At 45.5% G+C, this 20,594-nt stretch carries 17 protein-coding genes; 5 read left to right on the top strand and 12 right to left on the bottom strand.

Going from position 1 to position 20,594, the window contains the following annotated elements:
* Positions 1-4: 4 nt before the first annotated feature.
* On the bottom strand, positions 5-1,912 hold the full coding sequence (locus ASC49_RS06225; protein ID WP_055462365.1) for an ATP-binding cassette domain-containing protein: 1,908 nt from the start codon (positions 1,910-1,912) through the stop codon (positions 5-7).
* 249 nt (positions 1,913-2,161) lie between these two features.
* On the opposite strand from ASC49_RS06225, the gene ASC49_RS06220 reads away from it, so the two are divergent.
* The 5 genes from ASC49_RS06220 (at position 2,162) to ASC49_RS06200 (ending at position 8,497) form a co-directional block, all read left to right on the top strand.
* Positions 2,162-3,271 carry an efflux RND transporter periplasmic adaptor subunit gene (locus ASC49_RS06220; RefSeq protein WP_055462364.1) on the top strand — a complete coding sequence of 370 codons (1,110 nt, stop codon included), beginning with the start codon at positions 2,162-2,164 and terminating at the stop codon, positions 3,269-3,271.
* Positions 3,268-6,378, top strand: coding sequence for an efflux RND transporter permease subunit (locus tag ASC49_RS06215; protein ID WP_055462363.1), 3,111 nt, complete (start codon positions 3,268-3,270; stop codon positions 6,376-6,378). Before ASC49_RS06220 ends, ASC49_RS06215 begins: the two co-directional genes overlap by 4 nt.
* A gap of 143 nt (positions 6,379-6,521) precedes the next feature.
* The gene (locus ASC49_RS06210; RefSeq protein WP_342667526.1) at positions 6,522-7,259 is read left to right on the top strand and encodes a motility protein A; all 738 of its coding nucleotides are present in this window, start codon (positions 6,522-6,524) and stop codon (positions 7,257-7,259) included.
* Between the two features lie 2 nt (positions 7,260-7,261).
* Positions 7,262-8,038, top strand: coding sequence for an OmpA/MotB family protein (locus ASC49_RS06205; protein ID WP_055462361.1), 777 nt, complete (start codon positions 7,262-7,264; stop codon positions 8,036-8,038).
* A 27-nt stretch (positions 8,039-8,065) separates the two neighbouring features.
* Positions 8,066-8,497, top strand: coding sequence for a PilZ domain-containing protein (locus tag ASC49_RS06200; protein ID WP_055462360.1), 432 nt, complete (start codon positions 8,066-8,068; stop codon positions 8,495-8,497).
* 65 nt (positions 8,498-8,562) lie between these two features.
* Here ASC49_RS06200 and ASC49_RS06195 read toward each other — a convergent pair whose 3' ends face one another.
* The 11 genes from ASC49_RS06195 to ASC49_RS06145 form a co-directional block, all read right to left on the bottom strand.
* Positions 8,563-9,735, bottom strand: coding sequence for an O-succinylhomoserine sulfhydrylase (locus ASC49_RS06195; RefSeq protein WP_055462359.1), 1,173 nt, complete (start codon positions 9,733-9,735; stop codon positions 8,563-8,565).
* Between the two features lie 91 nt (positions 9,736-9,826).
* Complete coding sequence (purF, locus tag ASC49_RS06190) at positions 9,827-11,335, bottom strand: amidophosphoribosyltransferase (protein WP_055462358.1); 1,509 nt, start codon at positions 11,333-11,335, stop codon at positions 9,827-9,829.
* Between the two features lie 66 nt (positions 11,336-11,401).
* Positions 11,402-11,935, bottom strand: coding sequence for a CvpA family protein (locus ASC49_RS06185; RefSeq protein ID WP_055462357.1), 534 nt, complete (start codon positions 11,933-11,935; stop codon positions 11,402-11,404).
* A 71-nt stretch (positions 11,936-12,006) separates the two neighbouring features.
* Entirely contained in the window at positions 12,007-12,615 is a 609-nt protein-coding gene (locus ASC49_RS06180) for an SPOR domain-containing protein (RefSeq protein ID WP_055462356.1), read from the bottom strand.
* 16 nt (positions 12,616-12,631) lie between these two features.
* Entirely contained in the window at positions 12,632-13,852 is a 1,221-nt protein-coding gene (gene folC / locus ASC49_RS06175; RefSeq protein WP_055462355.1) for a bifunctional tetrahydrofolate synthase/dihydrofolate synthase, read from the bottom strand.
* Positions 13,853-13,856: 4 nt separating this feature from the next.
* A complete protein-coding gene (accD, locus tag ASC49_RS06170) occupies positions 13,857-14,723 on the bottom strand; it encodes an acetyl-CoA carboxylase, carboxyltransferase subunit beta (protein ID WP_055462354.1) in 867 nt (288 codons plus the stop codon).
* A gap of 38 nt (positions 14,724-14,761) precedes the next feature.
* Entirely contained in the window at positions 14,762-15,568 is an 807-nt protein-coding gene (gene trpA / locus ASC49_RS06165; protein WP_055462353.1) for a tryptophan synthase subunit alpha, read from the bottom strand.
* 2 nt (positions 15,569-15,570) lie between these two features.
* Positions 15,571-16,782, bottom strand: a complete 1,212-nt coding sequence (trpB, locus tag ASC49_RS06160; RefSeq protein WP_055462352.1) for a tryptophan synthase subunit beta — start codon at positions 16,780-16,782, stop codon at positions 15,571-15,573.
* Positions 16,775-17,392, bottom strand: a complete 618-nt coding sequence (locus ASC49_RS06155; RefSeq protein WP_055462351.1) for a phosphoribosylanthranilate isomerase — start codon at positions 17,390-17,392, stop codon at positions 16,775-16,777. The genes trpB and ASC49_RS06155 overlap by 8 nt, the downstream gene beginning before the upstream one ends.
* Positions 17,376-18,203 (bottom strand): tRNA pseudouridine(38-40) synthase TruA, encoded by an 828-nt coding sequence (gene truA, locus ASC49_RS06150; RefSeq protein ID WP_055462350.1) that lies wholly within the window; start codon positions 18,201-18,203, stop codon positions 17,376-17,378. The genes ASC49_RS06155 and truA overlap by 17 nt, the downstream gene beginning before the upstream one ends.
* Entirely contained in the window at positions 18,196-20,556 is a 2,361-nt protein-coding gene (locus ASC49_RS06145; RefSeq protein ID WP_055462349.1) for a FimV/HubP family polar landmark protein, read from the bottom strand. Before ASC49_RS06145 ends, truA begins: the two co-directional genes overlap by 8 nt.
* Positions 20,557-20,594: the final 38 nt, after the last annotated feature.

Here is a 20,594-nt window from a genome sequence, read left to right as displayed (position 1 = left end):
GTGATTATCCGTTTTGCATTTCTTCAAGCTCGACCCAACGTTCCATCGCATTCTCGAGCGCTTGTTCGGTTTCAGCAAGCTTGGCTAAGGTTGCCTGAACTTTATCCTGATCACCGGTGTAAAAATCTGCGGCGGCGGTAATATTGCCAAGCTCTTCTAATGTTTCTTCAAGCTCAGCGATCAAATCAGGCATCAAATCAAACTCACGTTGAAGTTTGTAGCTTAATTTACTCTTAGGCTTTGCTGGCTCCGCAGCTTTTTTTGGTGCTTCGGATTTCTTTTCTGCCTTCACTGGTTTCTCAACCTCAGCAGTGGATTCATCCGGAAATTTGCCCCCTTGACGAATCCAATCCTCGTAGCCACCAACATATTCTTGCACCTTACCGTTACCCTCAAAAGCGATGGTACTGGTGACAACGTTGTCTAGGAACGCACGGTCGTGGCTCACTAGCAGTAGAGTACCGTCGTAGTTCATTAGTAGCTCTTCTAGAAGCTCTAACGTCTCTACATCTAGATCGTTAGTCGGTTCGTCTAAAACCAATAGATTGGCAGACTTCGTGAACAGTTTGGCCAGTAAAACACGGTTACGCTCACCACCAGATAGGGCTTTTACCGGAGTACGAGCACGCTCTGGCGGGAACAAGAAGTCCTGTAGATAGCCGATAATGTGACGGTTTTGACCATTGATTTCGATGGTGTCTTTGCCTTCACCAACGTTATCCGCCACAGTTTTCTCTGGATCTAACTGGTCACGCAGCTGATCAAAGTAAGCAATCTCAAGTTTTGTACCTTGACGAACAGTACCTTGGTTCGGCGTTAGCTGACCTAAAAGAATTTTTAAGAAGGTACTCTTGCCGCAACCGTTAGGACCGATTAGACCGATACGATCACCACGACCAACCACAAGATCCATTGGCTGAAGAATGACTTTGTCGCCGAACGAATGCGCCACTTGCGTGAACTCGGCCACCAACTTGCCAGACTTTTCTTTACTGTCTAGCGCCATCTTCGCGGTACCTTGGCGGTTAACTCGCTCTTTACGCTCTTCACGCAGTGCTTTTAAGGCACGAACACGGCCTTCGTTACGGGTACGACGAGCCTTAATACCTTGGCGAATCCAAGCTTCTTCTTCGGCAAGTTTTTTATCGAATAAAGCGTTAGCTCGCTCTTCTTCTTCCAACAACTTTTCTTTGTAATCTAAGAAGGCTGTCAAGTTGCCAGAGAATGACAGCATGTTACCGCGATCCAATTCAATGATGCGGTTGGCTAGGTTTTCAAGGAAACGACGGTCGTGTGTAATAAACAGAATCAAGCCACGGAATTGCTTTAGTTGGCTCTCCATCCACTCGATGGTAGGGACGTCCAAATGGTTGGTAGGCTCATCCAATAACAACACATCAGGATTAGACAGCAACGCTTGCGCTAAAATTACTCGACGACGCCAGCCACCAGACAATTCAGACATAAGTTTATCTGCTGGCAACGCCAAACGCTGAATCATATGATTCACTCGTTGATCTAAGTCCCAGCCCTGACGCTTGTCCAATTCATTTTGAATCCGAGCCAACTCGTCATGATGAGCTTCATCATAGTCCGCGAGCAATTCATTGTAGCGTTGCATCAAGAGATGAATATCACCGCCCCCTTCACTGACAACTTCACGAACGGTTTTATTGTTTGCTTCGGGTAATTCTTGAGGCAATTGCGCAACGCGCATACCACCTTCAACGCGTATCACTCCCTCATCTGGAATGACTTCACCTGCAATGATTTTTAAAAAGGTAGATTTGCCAGCGCCGTTGCGGCCGATGATGGCAACACGCTCTCCAGCTTCAGCTGAAAAGCTGACTTTACTTAACAACGGATGATGGCCGAAAGCCACGCTCACTTGGTCGAGTGTTAATAAACTCATAGTATTCCGTAAAAACAGGGTCAATTTGATGGCGCAATGTTACCACTGTTCCGGCGAAAAAATTAACAACAGCCGCGTTTTTACGTTGATTTTTAATAAATTTCCTTTAAAAGAAGCAGGATTTTCGCCGCTTTCAATTGGCCGATTGTTATAAAGTTATCAATTTAGCGAATAAACGAGTGTCAGTCTTGCGGGTGAGGTGTTTATAATTTACGCAAACTCTACCACTCGAATGCTTTGGAGCAGTACATGGATTTCAGTAACAAACTTGGCCCTATCATTGCAATCGGGATGGGAGTCATAGCCACAATTTGGTTATTTAGCGGTGAACACGGCATTGTGCAAGCACAAACGGATGAGCCTTCAAGCAAACCAAGGGTTAGCACCATTGATACTGAGCAAAGCTCTACTAAAAGCCTTTTTAAAGTCAGCGCCAAAGAACAACATGCTCAATGGATTTCACAGACATTGCGCCTGAGTGGCTACACAATCGCCAACACAACTTTAACTGTTAACAGTCAACTGGCTGGCCGTGTCACCGATGTATTGATAAAAAAAGGCGACCGAGTTAATGCCGATCAAACATTAATTAAAATCGATGATCGAAGCTTACAAAAAAACATCCTCCAAGCACGAGCGCTACTCAAACAAAGATCATTGGAGCTTGAAGGCGTCAAACGTCTGACCGACCAAAGATTAACCTCAAAGGTTAGCCTTGCCACCGCTGAAGCTGCCTTAGCAAGTGCCAGAGCCGATCTTGCCGACCTTGAAATTGATCTTGAAAACAGCCAAGTACTAGCCCCCTTTAGTGGCATCGTGAACGAGTTTTCAATTCAACCAAATCAATGGCTGAGTGTAGGAGATCAGGTTGCCATGATGGTTGATGTCACCCCGATGAAAATAGCGGCCCAAGTGCCACAGAATTATGCGCGTAGCGTTCAGCTAGACTCTGCAGCAGATGTGATTATTCAAGACTTAAAATGGCACGGTAAAATTAGCTATATGAGCAGCATGGCGGATAGCCAAACACGCGCCATTCCCATTGAGATTACATTGGACGACACACAAGAATTTATTCCCAGCAACCTCAGCGCCGAGATTATCTTGCACTTAGAAAAAGTCAAAGCGCACTCCGTATCACCGGCATTATTGAGCATTAATGATAGTGGACAAATGTCTATCAAAATCCTTAATGGAGATAGGGTTGAACAACATCAGGTATCCATTGTACGTGCCGAGCAAGATAAAGTTTGGATCACTGGACTTGAGGATAGAGCCTTTGTAATTACAGCGGGACAGGGATTTGTAAAAGCTGGCGATCATGTAGATGCTGAGATCATACAAGGAAAACAACTATGAGAACTGTGATCGATGCGGCCCTGACCCGATCTCGTACCGTACTCTTGTTATTTGCTTTAATTATCTTATCCGGAACGGTTTCCTATATAGAAATCCCAAAAGAAAGTACCCCGGACATCACCATCCCGATGGCGTATGTGTCAGTGACGCTTGAAGGTATATCACCTGAGGATGCGGATAGCCTGTTGGTACATCCTCTTGAACAAGAGTTACGGGGCGTCGAAGGATTAAAGGAACTTCGCTCTACCGCATCCGAGGGACATGCTTCGATTATCCTTGAGTTTCAATCGGGTACTGATATTGATCAGGCTATTATTGACACCAAAGATAAAATTGATCGCGCTAAGAGCGAGCTCCCAAGCGATGCCGATGAGCCCACGGTTACTGAAATTAACCTATCTACCTTTCCGGTCGTTCGCATTAACCTTTTTGGTGACGTAAACTTCGCCACTCTTAGCCGAGTAGCCAATCGCTTACAAGATGATATTGAAGCCGTTGAAGGTGTGCTGGAGGCCAAGATTAATGGAGATCGAGAGCAACAAGCAGAGATCATTATCGACCAACAAAAGCTGGACAGCTATGGCTTAAATCTCTCAGAAGTCGCAGCGCTTCTATCGAACAATAATAAGCTGGTAGCGGCAGGCAATTTAGATACTGGCGCGGGTCGATTTCCAATTAAGGTACCAGGCCTATTAAAAACCGAACAAGACATCATGGAGCTGCCAGTTAAGATATCTGGTCAGCAAGTTGTTCGGGTGAAAGACATTGCTAATGGTGAACTTACCTTTGAAGACCCAAACAACTTTGCTCGCGTAAATGGGCAGCCTAGCATCACCCTTGCTGTTTCAAAGCGAGTCGGCGCCAATATTATTGATACCATTAATTCTGTTAAAGAGATTGTTCGTGAAAGTCAGGCTTCATGGCCTGATGGCGTACAGTTCAGCGTTACTCAAGATCAATCAGAGGAAATTGAAACCTCGTTGAACGACTTATTTAATAACGTTCTAGCAGCCACCTTATTAGTGATGATCGTAATCGTCTGGGCATTAGGTATCCGCTCAGCATTGTTAGTAGGTATAGCCATCCCAGGTGCTTTTCTAACGGGCATACTGTTTCTTAGCTTGCAAGGATTCACCATTAACATGGTGGTATTGTTCGCATTAATTCTGAGTGTCGGCATGCTCGTAGACGGCGCAATCGTGGTCACTGAATACGCTGACCGCAAGCTTGCCGAAGGTGCCAACAAACGAACTGCATACTCCGCAGCCGCTCAACGTATGGCTTGGCCAATTATCGCCTCAACCGCCACCACGCTGGCGGTCTTCATGCCATTGCTCTTCTGGCCAGATATCGTTGGCGAATTTATGCGCTATATGCCGATCACCGTCATTGCAACCTTGTCGGCCTCCCTTTTGATGGCACTGATTTTATTGCCAACACTTGGCTCAATCATAGGTAAACCCGGAAGCTACTCAGCTTCCGCTTTGCAAACTCTGCAGCTCGCTGAGCATGGTCATCTAAGTCAATTAAAAGGCTTTACTGGTCAATATGGCCGTTTGTTAATGCGTCTTGTAGAGCGCCCAGTGAGTGTTTTGTTGGTTGCCGTTTTCATGCTTTTTGGGGTGATCGCAATCTATGTCGCCTTTGGTAGAGGTATAGAGTTTTTCCCATCCGTCGAACCCGAAGTGGCCAACCTTGAGGTTCGCGCACGTGGTGATTATTCATTGCTAGAAAAAGATCAGTATGTACAGCAAGTAGAAGCACTCATTTTACAACACAAAGAATTTAAGAGCGTCATTGCAACAACTTACACCACACCACCAGACAATGCTTCACCTGATGCCATTGGCATCATCACCATGGAATTTATTGATTGGAATCTACGTGCCTCAGCTAATGATGTACTTGCTGAAGTCCGAGAGCAGACAGAACAAATCAGAGGTATTAAAGTCACAACACAAGTTGAGCAAGGTGGGCCGCAATCAGGTTCAGATATAGAGCTTCAATTGAGCTCAAAATTTAGCTCTGTACTTGATCAAGCTGCTGATCAAATATTAGAGCGCCTTCAACAACACCCTGCCATCATTTCTGCCAACGACGACCGCTCTTTAGACGGTATTGAGTGGCGCTTACAAATTGATCGTGCAGAAGCCAGCAAATTCGATGTTAATGTCAACATGTTAGGCAATGTCGTCAAATTGGTGACTACAGGCATTAAGCTTGGGGACTTTTTACCCGAAGGCGCGGATGACAAAATCGACATTATGCTTCGCTTCCCCACCAATCAACGAACCCTAGATCAATTAGACCAACTGCATATCCCAACCAGTCAAGGCATCGTACCTGTGAGTAATTTTGTGACTCGCTACGCTGCGCCTAAACAGGGCTATATTCATCGAGTAGATGGTAAATTAGCGATTAAGATTTCTGCAGATGTTCAAGATGGTCTAGTCGTCGATCAAGTTATTCAGGGGATAAGAGCAGAACTCGAGCAAGCCGATCTGCCAGATAGCCTGCAATATGAGTTTCGTGGTAATACTGAAGACCAACAGAAAGCAGCCAGTTTCCTGTTGAAAGCCTTCGGTGTTGCCTTCTTTATTATGACCATCATTTTGGTGACGCAGTTTAACAACTTCTTTCAATGCTTACTGATTTTGAGTGCCGTCATCTTTTCAACAATGGGCGTTTTTATCGGTTTACTATTAAAAGGCGAGCCCTTTGGCATTGTTATGAGTGGCGTTGGCACCATAGCGTTGGCCGGTGTAGTGGTAAACAACAACATCGTTTTGATCGATACGTTTAATGGATTACGTCGCAAAGGGATGGAAGTCAAAGAGGCGGCCATTCGAACTGGAGTACAGCGCCTTCGCCCAGTTATGTTGACGACCATTACCACTATATTAGGACTAATGCCCATGGTATTTCAGCTCAATATAGACTTTGTTCATCAGCAGCTCAGCATTGGCGCGCCTTCGTCGCAATGGTGGACGCAGCTCTCAACCGCCATTGCTGGTGGCTTAGCATTTGCCACACCCTTAACGTTAATTCTGACCCCCTGCCTATTGGTATTAGGCCACAGAGGGGTAAAACAAACAAAAAAAGTATGAAGTGTGCACAATAACCATACAAAAAACTTACGCTAAACACTTGTCGTGGGCTTTTTGGCTCTACATAATGACACCTTAAACTTTGCGGATATTAGGTAGTTTAATCGATGGATTTTGCATCATTTATAGGAATAATTTCTGGTTTGGCACTAATCGTAGGCGCCATCTTTTACGGTAGCAGCGATTTCAGCATTTTTATCAACATTCCTGGAATCATGATCGTCATCGGTGGCACCATCGCAGCAACGCTAGTGACATTCCAATTTAAAGACACCATGGCAGCCTTAAGAGCTATGTTTATTGTGTTCGCTCAAGATAAGCAAGATCCGCAAGCCATGATTTCCACCATGCTTTCATTAACCAAGATCGCTCGTCGAGAAGGTCTGATAGCCCTTAGCCGCGTTGATGCAGATTCTCCTTTTCTTAAACGAGCGCTAGGCATGGCCTCCGATGCATCGGATGAAGAGTACATTCGTAAGACATTGCAGGCAGATATCGATTCGTTAAAAATGCGTCACTATGTGGTTCAGGATGTTTTCAAAAAAATGGGGACTTATGCACCAGCATTTGGCATGTTGGGGACATTAATTGGTTTGATTCAAATGCTCGCTCAGCTAGATGACCCAGAAACCATTGGCCCCTCAATGGCAGTGGCGTTGTTAACCACGTTTTATGGATCATTACTCGCCACCGTCATCTTCAACCCCATTGCTGGTAAATTAAAAGCTCGTACTATTCTAGAAATTCAAACCCTAGAAATCATTCGCGACGGTACGGTGAGCTTACTTGGTAGCAACAATTACTTAGCGGTTTATGAACGTCTTTCTTCTTATGTTCCCGCTCATCAGCGTAAGCCTGTAGGTCTCGGTGGTGGAGATTAATCATGATAGACCCATTCTTAGAAGATGATGAGACTGCTGGCTGGATATTTACTTTTGCCGATCTAATGTCGCTGTTGCTAGTATTTTTTATCCTGCTCTATAGCCTTTCAAGAATGACTGAAACCACACTTGTGGCGGCCCTCTCGTCTATTCAAATCGCATTGAACAGTAATGGCGCCCTAGTACGCCAAGACCCACTAAAATATTCTGGTGGCGGCACTGAGACCATCAAACCAGCGGAGCCACAAATGGCGACCAATCAAGAGCTGGTATACGCAAAAGACCCAATCGATGAAGAGGTACGCGAAGAAGTCAATGAAATTGCCAATGATGTCATGAGCAAGTTCGTTGCCAACCAGCTCGAGAGTCAAGTTGCAGTGTTTGAAGATGGCGAGAAAATTACCATTCGCATTGATGGACATTCTTTATTTGAATCGGGCGAAGCAACGATTTTATACAGTGCCGAGCCTATTTATGAAACATTATTAGGTATTTTCAATCGCTACCCAGATTACGATATCAACATAAAGGGACACACAGATAACATTCCGATTAATACTTCGCGCTTCCCAAGTAACTGGGAGCTTTCCGCAATTCGCGCCACCACCACCCTACGTTACTTCTTGGAAAATGGCATCCCTCCTGAACGCATGACCGCAACAGGTTATGCCGACAGTATACCTTTGGTAAGAAACGACACTGAAGAGCATCGCGCCTTGAACCGACGCGTTGAATTTGTCTTACAACGTGATAAAGATAAGCCAATCAGTAAGAACTAAGCTTAGTGTTCTTTGCAGGAGTGCAGTATGTCCGAAGATGCAAACTTTGATTATCACTCTAATGAGCGACGCAATGCGGTAAGGGTGATACCAGTCGGCCATAAACTATCGTTTAATCAGGGTGAGCTTAAGCTTGGCTGTCTTGATATCAGCATGGACGGCGTGGCCTTGAAAAGTAACGCAAGCCTACCTACTTCCTTAGACGAACAAGTCGGATTCATACTTGATCAAGATGATAGAGTAATTGGCAAAATCAAAGCGCGCCTTATCTATAAATTAGAGCAGCGTTCGGGTTGGCAATTTACGGCGATGGAAGATAAAGTGCGAGAGTTTATCGAAACTCTGGTCTTGGCCACCCAAAAGCAAGCGCTTCGTAAAGCAGCTAATGAAAGACTTATCGAGCAAGAAAAAGAATTACTTCACTTGGACTTGGACTCAGAAGCTCAGCACGAAGATTAAAACCGAATTAAAAACAAAAAGGCAGCCCAAGCTGCCTTTATGAAACATGTACAGATTAAGATTAATTAAACCTTAGCCAAAGCCTGCTCAACGTCTGCAATAATGTCTTCAATATCTTCTAGTCCGACAGACAAGCGCACTAAGCCTTCCTTAATCCCTGCAGCCTGTTTCTCTTCGTCCGTTAAACGTCCATGAGTGGTTGTGGCTGGATGTGTCACAAGCGTCTTGGTGTCACCTAGATTGCCTGTAATAGACATTAACTTAACGTTATCAATAAACGTCCAAGCCGCTTCACGACCGCCTTCTAACTCAAATGACATTACGCCACCAAAGTCTTTCTGTTGCGCTTTAGCAAGCTCATGGTACTTGTGAGAAGGCAGACCACCGTAGTTCACTTTCGATACTTTAGGATGCTGCTCAAGGAATTCAGCTAGCGCCTGAGCGTTGCCTGAATGCGCTTTCATTCGCAAACTAAGCGTTTCAAGACCATTTAGCAAAACCCATGCGTTAAATGGACTCATCGCGGGACCGGCACTACGCATAAAGGCCACAAAATGACTCACGATTTCTTTAGAGGAAATCAGAGCTCCACCCAAACAACGCCCCTGACCATCTATAAACTTGGTTGCCGATTGCATGACAATGTCAGCACCTTGCGTCAATGGATTCTGTAAGGCAGGTGTTGCTAGAACAGTATCGACACAAAGTAACGCGCCTTTAGCATGAGCAAGTTCTGCAACTTTCGCAACATCCACCACTTCATACAAAGGGTTAGAGGGCGTTTCAAAGTAACATAGGCGCGTATTACTATCGATTTCGCGCTCCCATGCCTCGTAATCCGTTGCATCCACATAGGCGATTTCAACGTTATACTTTGCCATATAAGCATTAAAGAATTTAATTGTTGAGCCAAAGATGTTACGTGAACAGACAACCTTGTCGCCCGCTTTCAGAAGTGAGTAACCCAGTGTCATCAATGCTGCCATACCCGAGGACGTAGCAATTGCTGCTTCACCTTTTTCCAACGCAGCAAGACGCTTCTCAAACATCTCAACCGTTGGATTAGTGAATCGTGAGTAAACGTTGCCGTCTAGCTCACCACAAAACTTACCTGCCGCTTCTGCAGCGCTGGAGTAAGCGAAGCTTGAGGTCATAAAAATGGCTTCACTGTTCTCTTGCTCTTGGGTTTGACGAATACCCGCTCGAATGGCGAGCGTTGCATCTTTATATTCAGACATGGGTCACTCCAAGTTGACTCTTTAAAAACAACTAAGCCAGGTAAAACCTGGCTTAGCATCTGCAAATACAAACTAGCACTAAGCCAATGAATTACATTGGGTGCATTAGGTCGCTATCTGCGGCTTCTTCTTCAGAAACTTTCTTAGCATCGCTACGTGATTCAGCTAATCCATCAAGGTAGGCTTGGTTAATGTTACCAGTGATGTATTTACCATCAAATACTGACGTATCAAATTCACGAACATCAGAATGTTTCTCATCGATACATGCAGCAATTAAGTCATCAAGATCTTGGAAAATCAAACGATCTGCACCGATCAATTCACAAATCTCATCTACATTACGGTTGTGCGCGATCAATTCCGTAGCGGCTGGCATATCGATACCATATACGTTCGGGTAACGAACTTCAGGCGCCGCAGAAGCAAGGTAAACTTTCTTCGCACCCGCATCACGAGCCATTTCGATAATTTCTTGGCTGGTTGTACCACGTACAATCGAGTCATCCACCAACAGTACATTTTTATCTTTAAACTCAAATGGTACTGGATTCAACTTCTGACGAACTGACTTCTTACGTACTGTCTGCCCCGGCATAATGAAGGTACGACCAATGTAACGGTTTTTCACTAGACCTTCACGGAACGGAATATTCAGCTCTTGAGCGATTTGCAATGCAGCAGTACGGCTCGTATCAGGAATCGGAATAACCACATCAATATCGTGATCTGGCCATTCACGTTTGATCTTAGCGGCCAAACGATCACCTTGGTTGATACGTGCTTTGTAAACAGAGATGTTATCAATCACTGTGTCTGGACGAGCAAAGTATACGTACTCGAACAAACATGGACGTGGCGGACGCGCTTCAGTACATTGACGCTGATGAACCTTATGGTTCACATCAAAGAAAAGCGCTTCACCTGGGCGAATATCACGCTCAATCTTGAAGCCTGCAGCATCTAGGGCCACACTCTCAGACGCTACCATGTATTCGATGCCTTTTTCGGTTTCTCGAGAACCGTAAATAAGCGGGCGAATACCGTCTGGGTCGCGGAATGCTAGAATGCCGTAACCTGTAATCAAAGCTACTACCGCATAACCACCTTCGATACGCTTATAAACGCGCTCTAACGCGTTAAAGATATCGTCTGGTGTTGGCACTAACTTCCCTTCTTCATGAAGCTCATGAGCTAACACATTCACTAACACTTCTGAATCAGAGGTGGTGTTAATATGACGAAGATCCGATTCAAACACTTCTTGCTTAAGCTTAGCCGTGTTCGTTAGGTTGCCGTTGTGCGCCAACGAAATACCGTAAGGGGAGTTCACATAAAACGGCTGCGCTTCAGCAGAACTAGACGTACCCGCAGTTGGGTAACGCGCGTGTCCAATACCGATATTGCCGTGCAGTTTTTTCATGTGTCGTGTACGAAACACTTCACTCACTGGACCATTATCTTTGCGCAAGCATAATAATCCGTTATGGCTTGTAACCATACCAGCAGCGTCCTGACCGCGATGCTGAAGAAGCGTGAGAGCGTCAAAAATGGTTTGGTTAACCATCGACGTGGCTACGACACCAACGATACCACACATGTATATATACCTCGTGATTTGGGGAAACGACTTCGCCGTCTATTTATAACTTCGCATAGAATGCGATTAACTGTTTAAAGTACGCTCTATAAGGGGCGAGTCAAATGCCTCGCCTCCTTTGCCTAACATGTCACGTACCCAATCTTTTAATATAACGAGCTGCGGTACGAGCTGGGATGACTTCCACATCTCGCTTTTCTCAATTGCAGGGCTAAGGCTCAATAATGAGACAAATGCCACCACAACCAAAGCACCTCGAACAAAACCAAATAACATACCAATAACGCGATCAGTACTGCTTAAACCGGTTGCTTGAATCAATGAACCGAGGGTAAAACTAATCAGCGCCCCAATAACTAGAGTCGCGATAAAGAGCGCAATAAAAGCAACGACATAACGAATTTGATCGTTTTGAACCTGATCAATCAATAACGTTTGCAGAGGTCCCGTAAACTTCACGGCGACGATAAATGCTACCACCCAAGTAACCAAAGACATGACTTCTTTTACAAAACCACGTTTCAAGCTAATAAGAGTTGAAATCGCAACCACCGCAATAATGACCCAATCTAACGTGCTAATCGATTGAATGTGCTCCACGCTTACCTCTTAATTAATGCTGCGCAGTTTACCAAAAGCTCGCTTTATTCCAAGCTTTCAACAAGTAACTATTACGAATTAGGTGAATATTTCACAACTATTCCACTGAGCTTAAATTCTTTTAGTACTTTGTCTTTCATCAGTTCTGATGCTTCACGTTTTAGCTCAGGACCAACAAACACTTTATAGAGAGAATTAGAGCTCATTACATAAGCAGGGTAACCTGCATCTTGTAACTTTTTCAGCGTCCGTGTTGCATTGTCTTGCTGACCGAAAGTCGCGACCTGTAATGTCCAACGCTCACCAACTGGAGCCAGCTCGCGCTTCACTTCAACTGGTTTAGGTGTTGGCTCAGTCTTAATCGGCTCAGGTGCTTTAACTACCGTCTGCGACTGAGTTGGAGCTTGCGTCTTAGGCTGCTGTTCAGACTCAATATTGATCAACTCAATGCTGTTCACATCCAGCTCCTCTTCCTGCACTGAAGAGCGCTCTTCTAATTCCGCCACTGGCTGAACAGGAGCAATCGCCACTTCAGGAAAAGTCGGTCTTTCAGGCACAGAAATTTGTACATTAAGCTCTTCAGGACGCTCACCATCTAGAACCAATGGCAAAAGTACAGCCGATGAAGCAATTAACAACCCCGCTCCAATCAAACGATATTTCGACTTAGTATCCAACATGAGCCTTACCTTTCACTTATTGAATTGACAGAAATTCTGACACCGTCACAAACGAACCGAATACAATGACTGTCGCAGATTGCGCTAAGGCTGCTTGCTTCGCTGCATCCAGCGCATCACTGATATTGTCATAGCAGTGAGATTCACTGACGAACTTTGCCAACTCCGCAGCTTTAGCGCCACGAGGTCCCGGCAAATCGATAAAATGCCATTCAGAGAAAGTGTCTTTAAGGATCGACATCACACTGCCAATGTCTTTGTCTTTCAGCATGCCACAAACAGCAATCGCCTGCGTGTTCAAGCGCGCCACTTGTTGCTTCAATTGCCCTGCCGCTTCTGGGTTATGCGCTACATCGATGTATAATGTTGGGGTGGTTGCAACTTGCTGAAAGCGTCCCATTAAGGTCGCCTTTTCAAACATAGATACTAGGCTTTCTCGAGACACCTCAATATCCAGTTGTAACAATGCAGCAATTACCGTCGCTGCATTTTCCATCGGTAGTTTGGGTATCGGTAATCCATCAAAAGATCGCTCAAGACCTTGCCAATCCCAATAAGAGTCATAGCAAGTGAAGCTGAAATCAACATTCTTTTGCAGTAGAGGAGAACCCGTCTGCGCTGCGACATCTGCGATTGATTGCGGAGGATTAACTACCCCACTAACTACCGGTTTACCAGCACGAGCAATGCCCGCTTTTTCACGCCCAATGCCTTCGATCGAGTCCCCTAGCCAATCCATATGATCCAGTGCAATTGACGTGATTACAGCTAAATCAGTATCGACCATGTTAACAGAGTCCAAGCGACCACCTAGACCTACTTCAAGCACCCAGTAATCAAGCCCTAGGCGATCATAGACCCAAAGCGCCGCCAACGTTGAAAACTCAAAATAAGTCAGCGGTGTGTCACCACGAACCTCTTCAATAACCTCAAAGGCTTCTACTAACTGTGCGTCAGAACACTCTACGCCATCGATCAACACACGTTCGTTGAAGCGCAGAAAATGCGGTGAGGTGTAGGTTCCCACTTTATAGCCAGCGTCTACTAAATAGCGGGTCAGCATAGTACAGGTAGAACCTTTACCATTAGTACCTGCTACGGTAATAACTTTGACTTTTGGTCGGCCTAAATTAAGCTTTTCTAAAACGGATAGGCCTCGTTCAAGACCTAGTTCGATTTCTGAAGGGTGTTGGCTCTCAATATATGAGAGCCATTCTGAAAGAGATTTTGCGGACATTCAATTACGCTGCTTTGTGAGTCAAAATCGATAGAATGTTATGCAGGCGGTCACGCATTTCATGACGTGGAATGATCATGTCTAACGCACCCTTGTCCAGTAGAAACTCAGAACGCTGGAAACCTTCAGGAAGCTTCTCGCGTACTGTCTGTTCAATAACTCGCGGACCAGCAAAGCCGATCAAAGCATTTGGCTCTGCCACATTTAGATCGCCTAACATTGCCAAAGAAGCTGACACACCACCAAACACAGGATCGGTCATCGCAGAAATGTAAGGAATACCCTGTTGCTTCATGCGCTCAAGTGCGGCACTGGTTTTCGCCATCTGCATTAGAGAGATCAACGCTTCTTGCATACGCGCACCGCCGGAAGCGGAAAAGCAGATCAGAGGAATGCGTTTTTCAAGACATACGTTAACCGCCTGAACAAACTTCTCACCTACGATTGAACCCATTGAACCGCCAAGGAAGTTGAACTCAAAGGCTACCGCAACAACAGGCATACCATTAAGAGTACCTTCCATAGCAACTAACGCATCTTTTTCGCCGGTAGCTTTTTGCGCTGATACTAAACGGTCTTTGTATTTCTTAGAATCTTTAAACTTTAGTTTGTCTTCTGGCTCAAGCTGAGCAGCAATCTCAGCGCGACCTTCTTTATCCAAGAAAATATCCAGACGACGGCGTGCAGTCACACGCATGTGATGCTCACACTTAGGGCAAACATCTAGGTTTTTTTCAAGCTCTGGGCGATATAGCACGTTGTCGCACTTTGGACATTTTTTCCAAAGACCTTCTGGTACGCCACCTTGCTGCGCGCGCTTCTGCTCACTACGCATAATCGAAGGAACAAATTTATCTAGCCAACTGCTCATTTAACTCTCCAAAATAATAACGAACTGACGCCTACGGCTTATTTATCCATTTCCGAACGCATCGGCGACAAAATAGCGCGTAATGCATCAGCAACCTGATCTTGTGTACTGCCCTTCTCTTGGGCGATGGCATTCACCAAAACACTACCGACGATAACACCGTCTGAACATTGACTCACCGCGCGCGCTGTTTGCGCATCACGAATACCGAAGCCAACACCAATCGGTAGGTCTGTAATTTTTCGCAATGATTCAACATGGGTTGCCACACTGTCTACATCCAATGACGCAGAACCGGTTACACCTTTTACAGAAACGTAATAAACGTAACCCGATGCTAAGTCACAAATTTTCTTAGCTCGCGCATCAGTCGTTGTTGGTGACAAAAGATATATCAAATCAATATCATTGCTACGGAAGCATTCTACTACATCTGTTGCTTCTTCAGGAGTCAAATCTACTAATAAAATGCCATCAACTCCGGCTTCTTTTGCGGCATCTGAGAATGCTTGGTAACCAAAGAACTCTATTGGGTTCAAATAGCCCATTAAAACAACAGGCGTCTGTTGATTTAATGTACGAAACTCTTTCACGATCTCAAGCACCTTACGGATTGTGGTACCCGCCGCCAGGGCACGCTCACAAGCCAATTGGATGACTGGGCCATCGGCCATCGGATCAGAAAAAGGCATACCAATCTCAAGCACATCTGCGCCAGATTCCACCAAAGCATGCATCAACTCAACAGTATAAGCTGGTGTTGGATCTCCTGCTGTAATGTATGGGATCAGCGCCTTTTTATTGTCCGCTTTTAATTGCTCAAAACATTGTTGTATACGGCTCATGGTTACATCTCCAAACCATCAATTTCTGCAACCGTGTGGATGTCTTTATCACCACGACCCGATACGTTGATTACAACGATCTTATCTTTATCCATAGTAGCGGCTAGTTTCATTCCGTAGGCAATTGCATGGCTTGACTCCAAAGCCGGCATAATTCCCTCAAGACGAGTCAGCTCACGGAAGCCGTGCATGGCTTCATCATCATTGATCGCCACATAGTTAGCCCGACCAATATCTTTCAACCAAGAATGCTCTGGACCAACACCCGGGTAGTCAAGACCTGCAGAAATAGAATGCGTACCCAAAATTTGACCATCATCGTCGGCCATCACATAAGTACGGTTACCGTGCAACACCCCAGGGCGACCAGCCGATAACGGTGCAGCATGACGCCCTGTTTCAATACCGTCGCCACCCGCTTCCACACCGTACATTTCAACAATTTCATCTTGAATAAATGGGTAGAACATACCAATCGCGTTTGAGCCACCACCAACACATGCCACCACTGCATCAGGCAGCCGACCTTCTTGCTCCAAACATTGCGCCTTGGTTTCACGACCAATCACAGCCTGGAAATCACGCACTAGTTTAGGGTATGGATGCGGACCCGCAGCGGTCCCAATAATGTAGAAAGTGTCATCGACATTACTAACCCAGTAACGCATAGCTTCGTTCAATGCATCTTTAAGAGTCTTCGTACCAGACTCAACTGGAATCACCTCAGCCCCCAAAAGCTTCATGCGGTATACGTTCAGCTTCTGGCGACGAATATCTTCTGAGCCCATGAACACCTTACACTTCAAACCAAGACGAGCGGCAACCGTCGCAGATGCTACACCATGCTGACCCGCACCCGTTTCAGCAATAATATTCGGCTTCCCCATATGCTTAGCAAGCAACGCCTGACCAATAGTGTTATTGATCTTGTGCGCGCCTGTATGGTTTAGATCTTCACGCTTTAGATAGATCTTTGCACCACCCACGCTCTGCGTGAGTCGCTCTGCAAAATAAAGCGGAGAAGGACGACCAACGTAATGAACCAAGTCCTTATCAAAAGCCGCTTGAAACGCTGGATCCTTTGATAGGGTTTCATATACTTCAGCTAGATCTTCTAGGGCTGACATAAGCGTTTCGGAAACAAAGACACCGCCAAACTGGCCAAAACGCCCATGTTCATCCGGCAAATTTAAGGAGATTTTAGACTTATCCACGCTTAGCTCCGTTAATAAATTGAGTCACTTTCAAGGGATCTTTCTTCCCTTTTTCTTTTTCTACACCGCCACTGACGTCCACAGCATAAGGCTGAACGCTGGCAACAGCATGGTGAATATTTTCGACTGTCAAACCACCAGCAAGTATCAGCGGCTTAGGTAAATTGCTTGGGATCAAATGCCAATCAAAGGTTTCACCTGTACCGCCAGGTACACCTGGCTTGTAAGCGTCCAACAAGATCGCCGTCGCTGTGTCGTATCGCTCAGCCTCTAACAATAGATCAACATCAGACTTCATTCGAATCGCCTTAAAGTATGGCTGTCCATATTGGAGGCACTGCTCTGGCGATTCTTCCCCATGAAATTGAAGCACCCAACGTGGACTCCCAGCAATGACCGATTGAACCAATTGGTCATCGGCATCAACAAATAACGCTACTGGGGTGATAAATGGAGGCAACTGAGCAATGATGTCATTGGCAGTCTTTGGTGTGACATATCTTGGGCTTTTTTCATAAAAAACAAAGCCTAACGCATCAGCGCCAGCATTTGATGCCTGCATTGCATCATCAAGATTGGTAATACCACAGATTTTAACGCGGCAATTCATAGGCTGGCTCCTCTTTGAAAGGTAAAAAATGAGGACCTAAAGGAGGCTTAGGAACACCAAATTCTTTAGGATATTCAGCATCCACGAAGTACAAACCAAAAGGAGGCGCTGTTATACCACCTTGCGCACGATCTTTTGCCTCTAATACTTGTTTAGCCCACTCCACCGGTTGCTCACCAGCCCCAATGGTCATTAATACACCGGCAAAATTACGGATCATATGATGTAAAAAGGCATTGGCACGCACATCCAAAACAATGTACTGCCCAAAATGATCGACAGAGAAATTTAAAATAGTGCGGACAGGGCTTTTGGCTTGGCAACCGACGGCACGAAATGAGGTGAAGTCATGTGTACCTTTGAAATACTGACAAGCAGCCTGCATAGCCTTAATATCTAGCTCTTTATAGGTCCAGGTCACACCTTTACCCATCACTGCAGGACGATACTCAGACTGATAAATGACATAACGATAGCGGCGACTCACTGCACTAAAACGGGCATGAAAGTCATCGGCTACATATGCGGCGGCTTTTACTGAAATATCTGGCGGAAGATGGGTATTCACCCCCAACGTCCAAGCACGTAACGGACGATGTGAATCCGTTTCAAAATGGACTACCTGAGCACTGGCGTGAACACCCGCATCAGTACGTCCTGCACAAATAACCGTGACAGGATGATTGGCAATTTTGGAAAGGGCTACTTCGAGACACTCTTGAACAGTGGCAACATCAAACTTTTGAGCTTGCCACCCTTTATAGGCTGCCCCGTCGTATTCAACGACTAGGGCTACTTTTTGTTTACTCACTTGGGAACATTCGCTCCATCATACTACTGGCTTCTGCAACCTGGCTTTGATTGCCAGAATTGATAACGTCCTCAAGTATAACACGTGCGCCCTCTTCATCACCCATATCCATATAGGCACGAGCCAAATCTAATTTCGTAGCAACTTCATCACCACTGGCATCAAAGAAATCAATAGGCTCTTCATCATCGTCTTCAGCACCCTCCATGTCTTCTGCAGCTTGATCTTCACCAAATTCAGGAATTTCGAGACCACCAAAGTCATCTTCTTCAAGAGCCTCTGCCAACACTTCATCAATGCTATCAGCCAATGCAGCATCAGGCTCAGCATCAAACACAGATGACTCATCCACATCAGCTTGATCCTCTGCATCAGTCAGTAGACTATTAACAAAAGACTCTTCTTCTGAGTAATCAGCAGTTTCTTCTGCTTGAGCAGGCTCATTTTCTACCGGCGCATCATCCACCACATCAAGCTCACCCAGAGTTTCCTCTAGATCAAAGCCAGTGTCTTCTGGCAAAGTATCTTCAGTAAACGCGTCAGCACCGAAAGCATCCAATAGATCATCCGGATCCTCAACCGTCATTTCCTCTTCAATTGGGGTATCAAATGCATCTAGGTTAGTGTCTTCTACCTCAAATTCTGCAAATGGATCATCTGACTCTTCGCTGCTTTCGTCATCAGCAAATTCATCCATCTCTGCCCCCAAAGCGTCTTCGAAGTTATTTTCTTCGGCGACATCGTCTAGTTCAGGCACATTAAATTCTGCAAATGCATCACTTTCATCTGCAGTCACTTCACTAGATGCAATGGAGGCATCAAAGCCATCAAAGCTCTCTTCTTCCGGTACGTCCACTTCAAAGTCAAAAGCAAATGGATCCTCTTCTTCAATCGGCTCCTCTACTTCTTCTGAAAAAGAAGTTGATTCAAAAGAAGACTCTGCTGCAACAGCGGCAGCTGCTGGCACCGCAGCGGCAGCAGCAACTGGTGCTAAATCAAATTCATCAGCCCCACTGCCTGATTTTTCTTTACCCGCTTTATTTCGTCCTGATCGCTTTATCAGCATGCCGATCAACAAACCCAGTAACAGCAACACTACGCCTGTTACTGACAGCACAATTGGATTACCAAAGATTTTGTTTGACCAAGATTCTTCTTCAGCTGCTTGCTGCTCACGTCGCAATTGATCTGCTTCCAGTAATTGGTCAACTGTATTTTTCTGCTCCTGCATTGCCTGCTGAGCACTAGTAAACTGCCGCTGAAGTTCAGCCATTTGCTGATCTTTCAGTGAAATCAAGCGCTCTAATGTAGCAAGCTGCTCGTTTAACTCACTTAGTTTGTCATTAAGCTCAGCTTTTTCTCGGGTTTCTTTATCAAGCAATTCATTGGTGGCAGATAGCTCACTTTCTAATTGACTAATACGCTGAGTATCCGCTTCATTGGAACTCGCGTTCTTCTCCGGGAGAACATTTTGACCTGAGGCCAACATTAATTTATCACCGGTAGCAGTTTTAGGCGCAGGCTTAGCATTACTTTGAGCTTGGGTATTCATTTGCTCTTGCGACACGACATCATCGATTTTTCCAGCCTGTTTCAAAGCCATCCAGGCCGCATGCTGGCGTTCAAACTCTTGTTCCGATGTAGCACGATTAAACAGCGCAATCTGCTCTTTAGTCGGCAGACGCAGTACAGCACCTTCACGCAATAAGTTAATATTGTTGGCATAAAAGGCCTCTTTGTTAAGAGCCTGAATCGCCATCATTGTCTGGTAAATAGTTAGCTGATTATTGGTACGGTTTGAACCTGCAATGGCCCAAAGCGTGTTGCCTTTATTAACTCGTAGCTCACCTCGGCTCGCCATTTTATCGGCTTGGAGTGCTTGCTCTCGAAAAACTTGATTACTGCTATCAGGGGATGGGGGAGTAACGGATTGAACTACTTCAGGCTGTGCCTTTTCTACTAGGGCTGATTGGTTCAATGGCGCTCGATACTCTCGAACCACTTGCCCATTTGGCCACTGAGCAGCAAGCACGAAGTTTAACTGATCTACCTTCAAGGGCTGTTGGGATTGAACTTGAACAGCTAACTGACCATTTTCTCTTACTACTAAAAAGCTCAGCTGAGATAAAACGCTGCTGAGCATTACCCCCGCTTGACGAAACTCACTTTCCGAGCCGAGGCGGATAGAGATATCATTTGGCACTAGACCTTCAGCGTCAGTCAGTTGAATACGGCCACGATAGGGCTCGTCGAATTGCGATCGGGAAGTCAGCTCGCCCAGTTCCAAAGCGTTTACGTGGGACATGTACAACGCGCTGGAGACAGCCAAACTAATCAGCGTTTTTTTGAGCATAAGCTTCCCTTTCTTGTTAAAAACTGACGACAAGTACT

This window comes from Marinomonas fungiae, assembly GCF_001418205.1.
Lineage (GTDB): Bacteria > Pseudomonadota > Gammaproteobacteria > Pseudomonadales > Marinomonadaceae > Marinomonas > Marinomonas fungiae.
The sequence above is the reverse complement of the archived record's forward strand: the minus strand, read 5'-3'. Positions and strand labels throughout refer to the sequence as shown.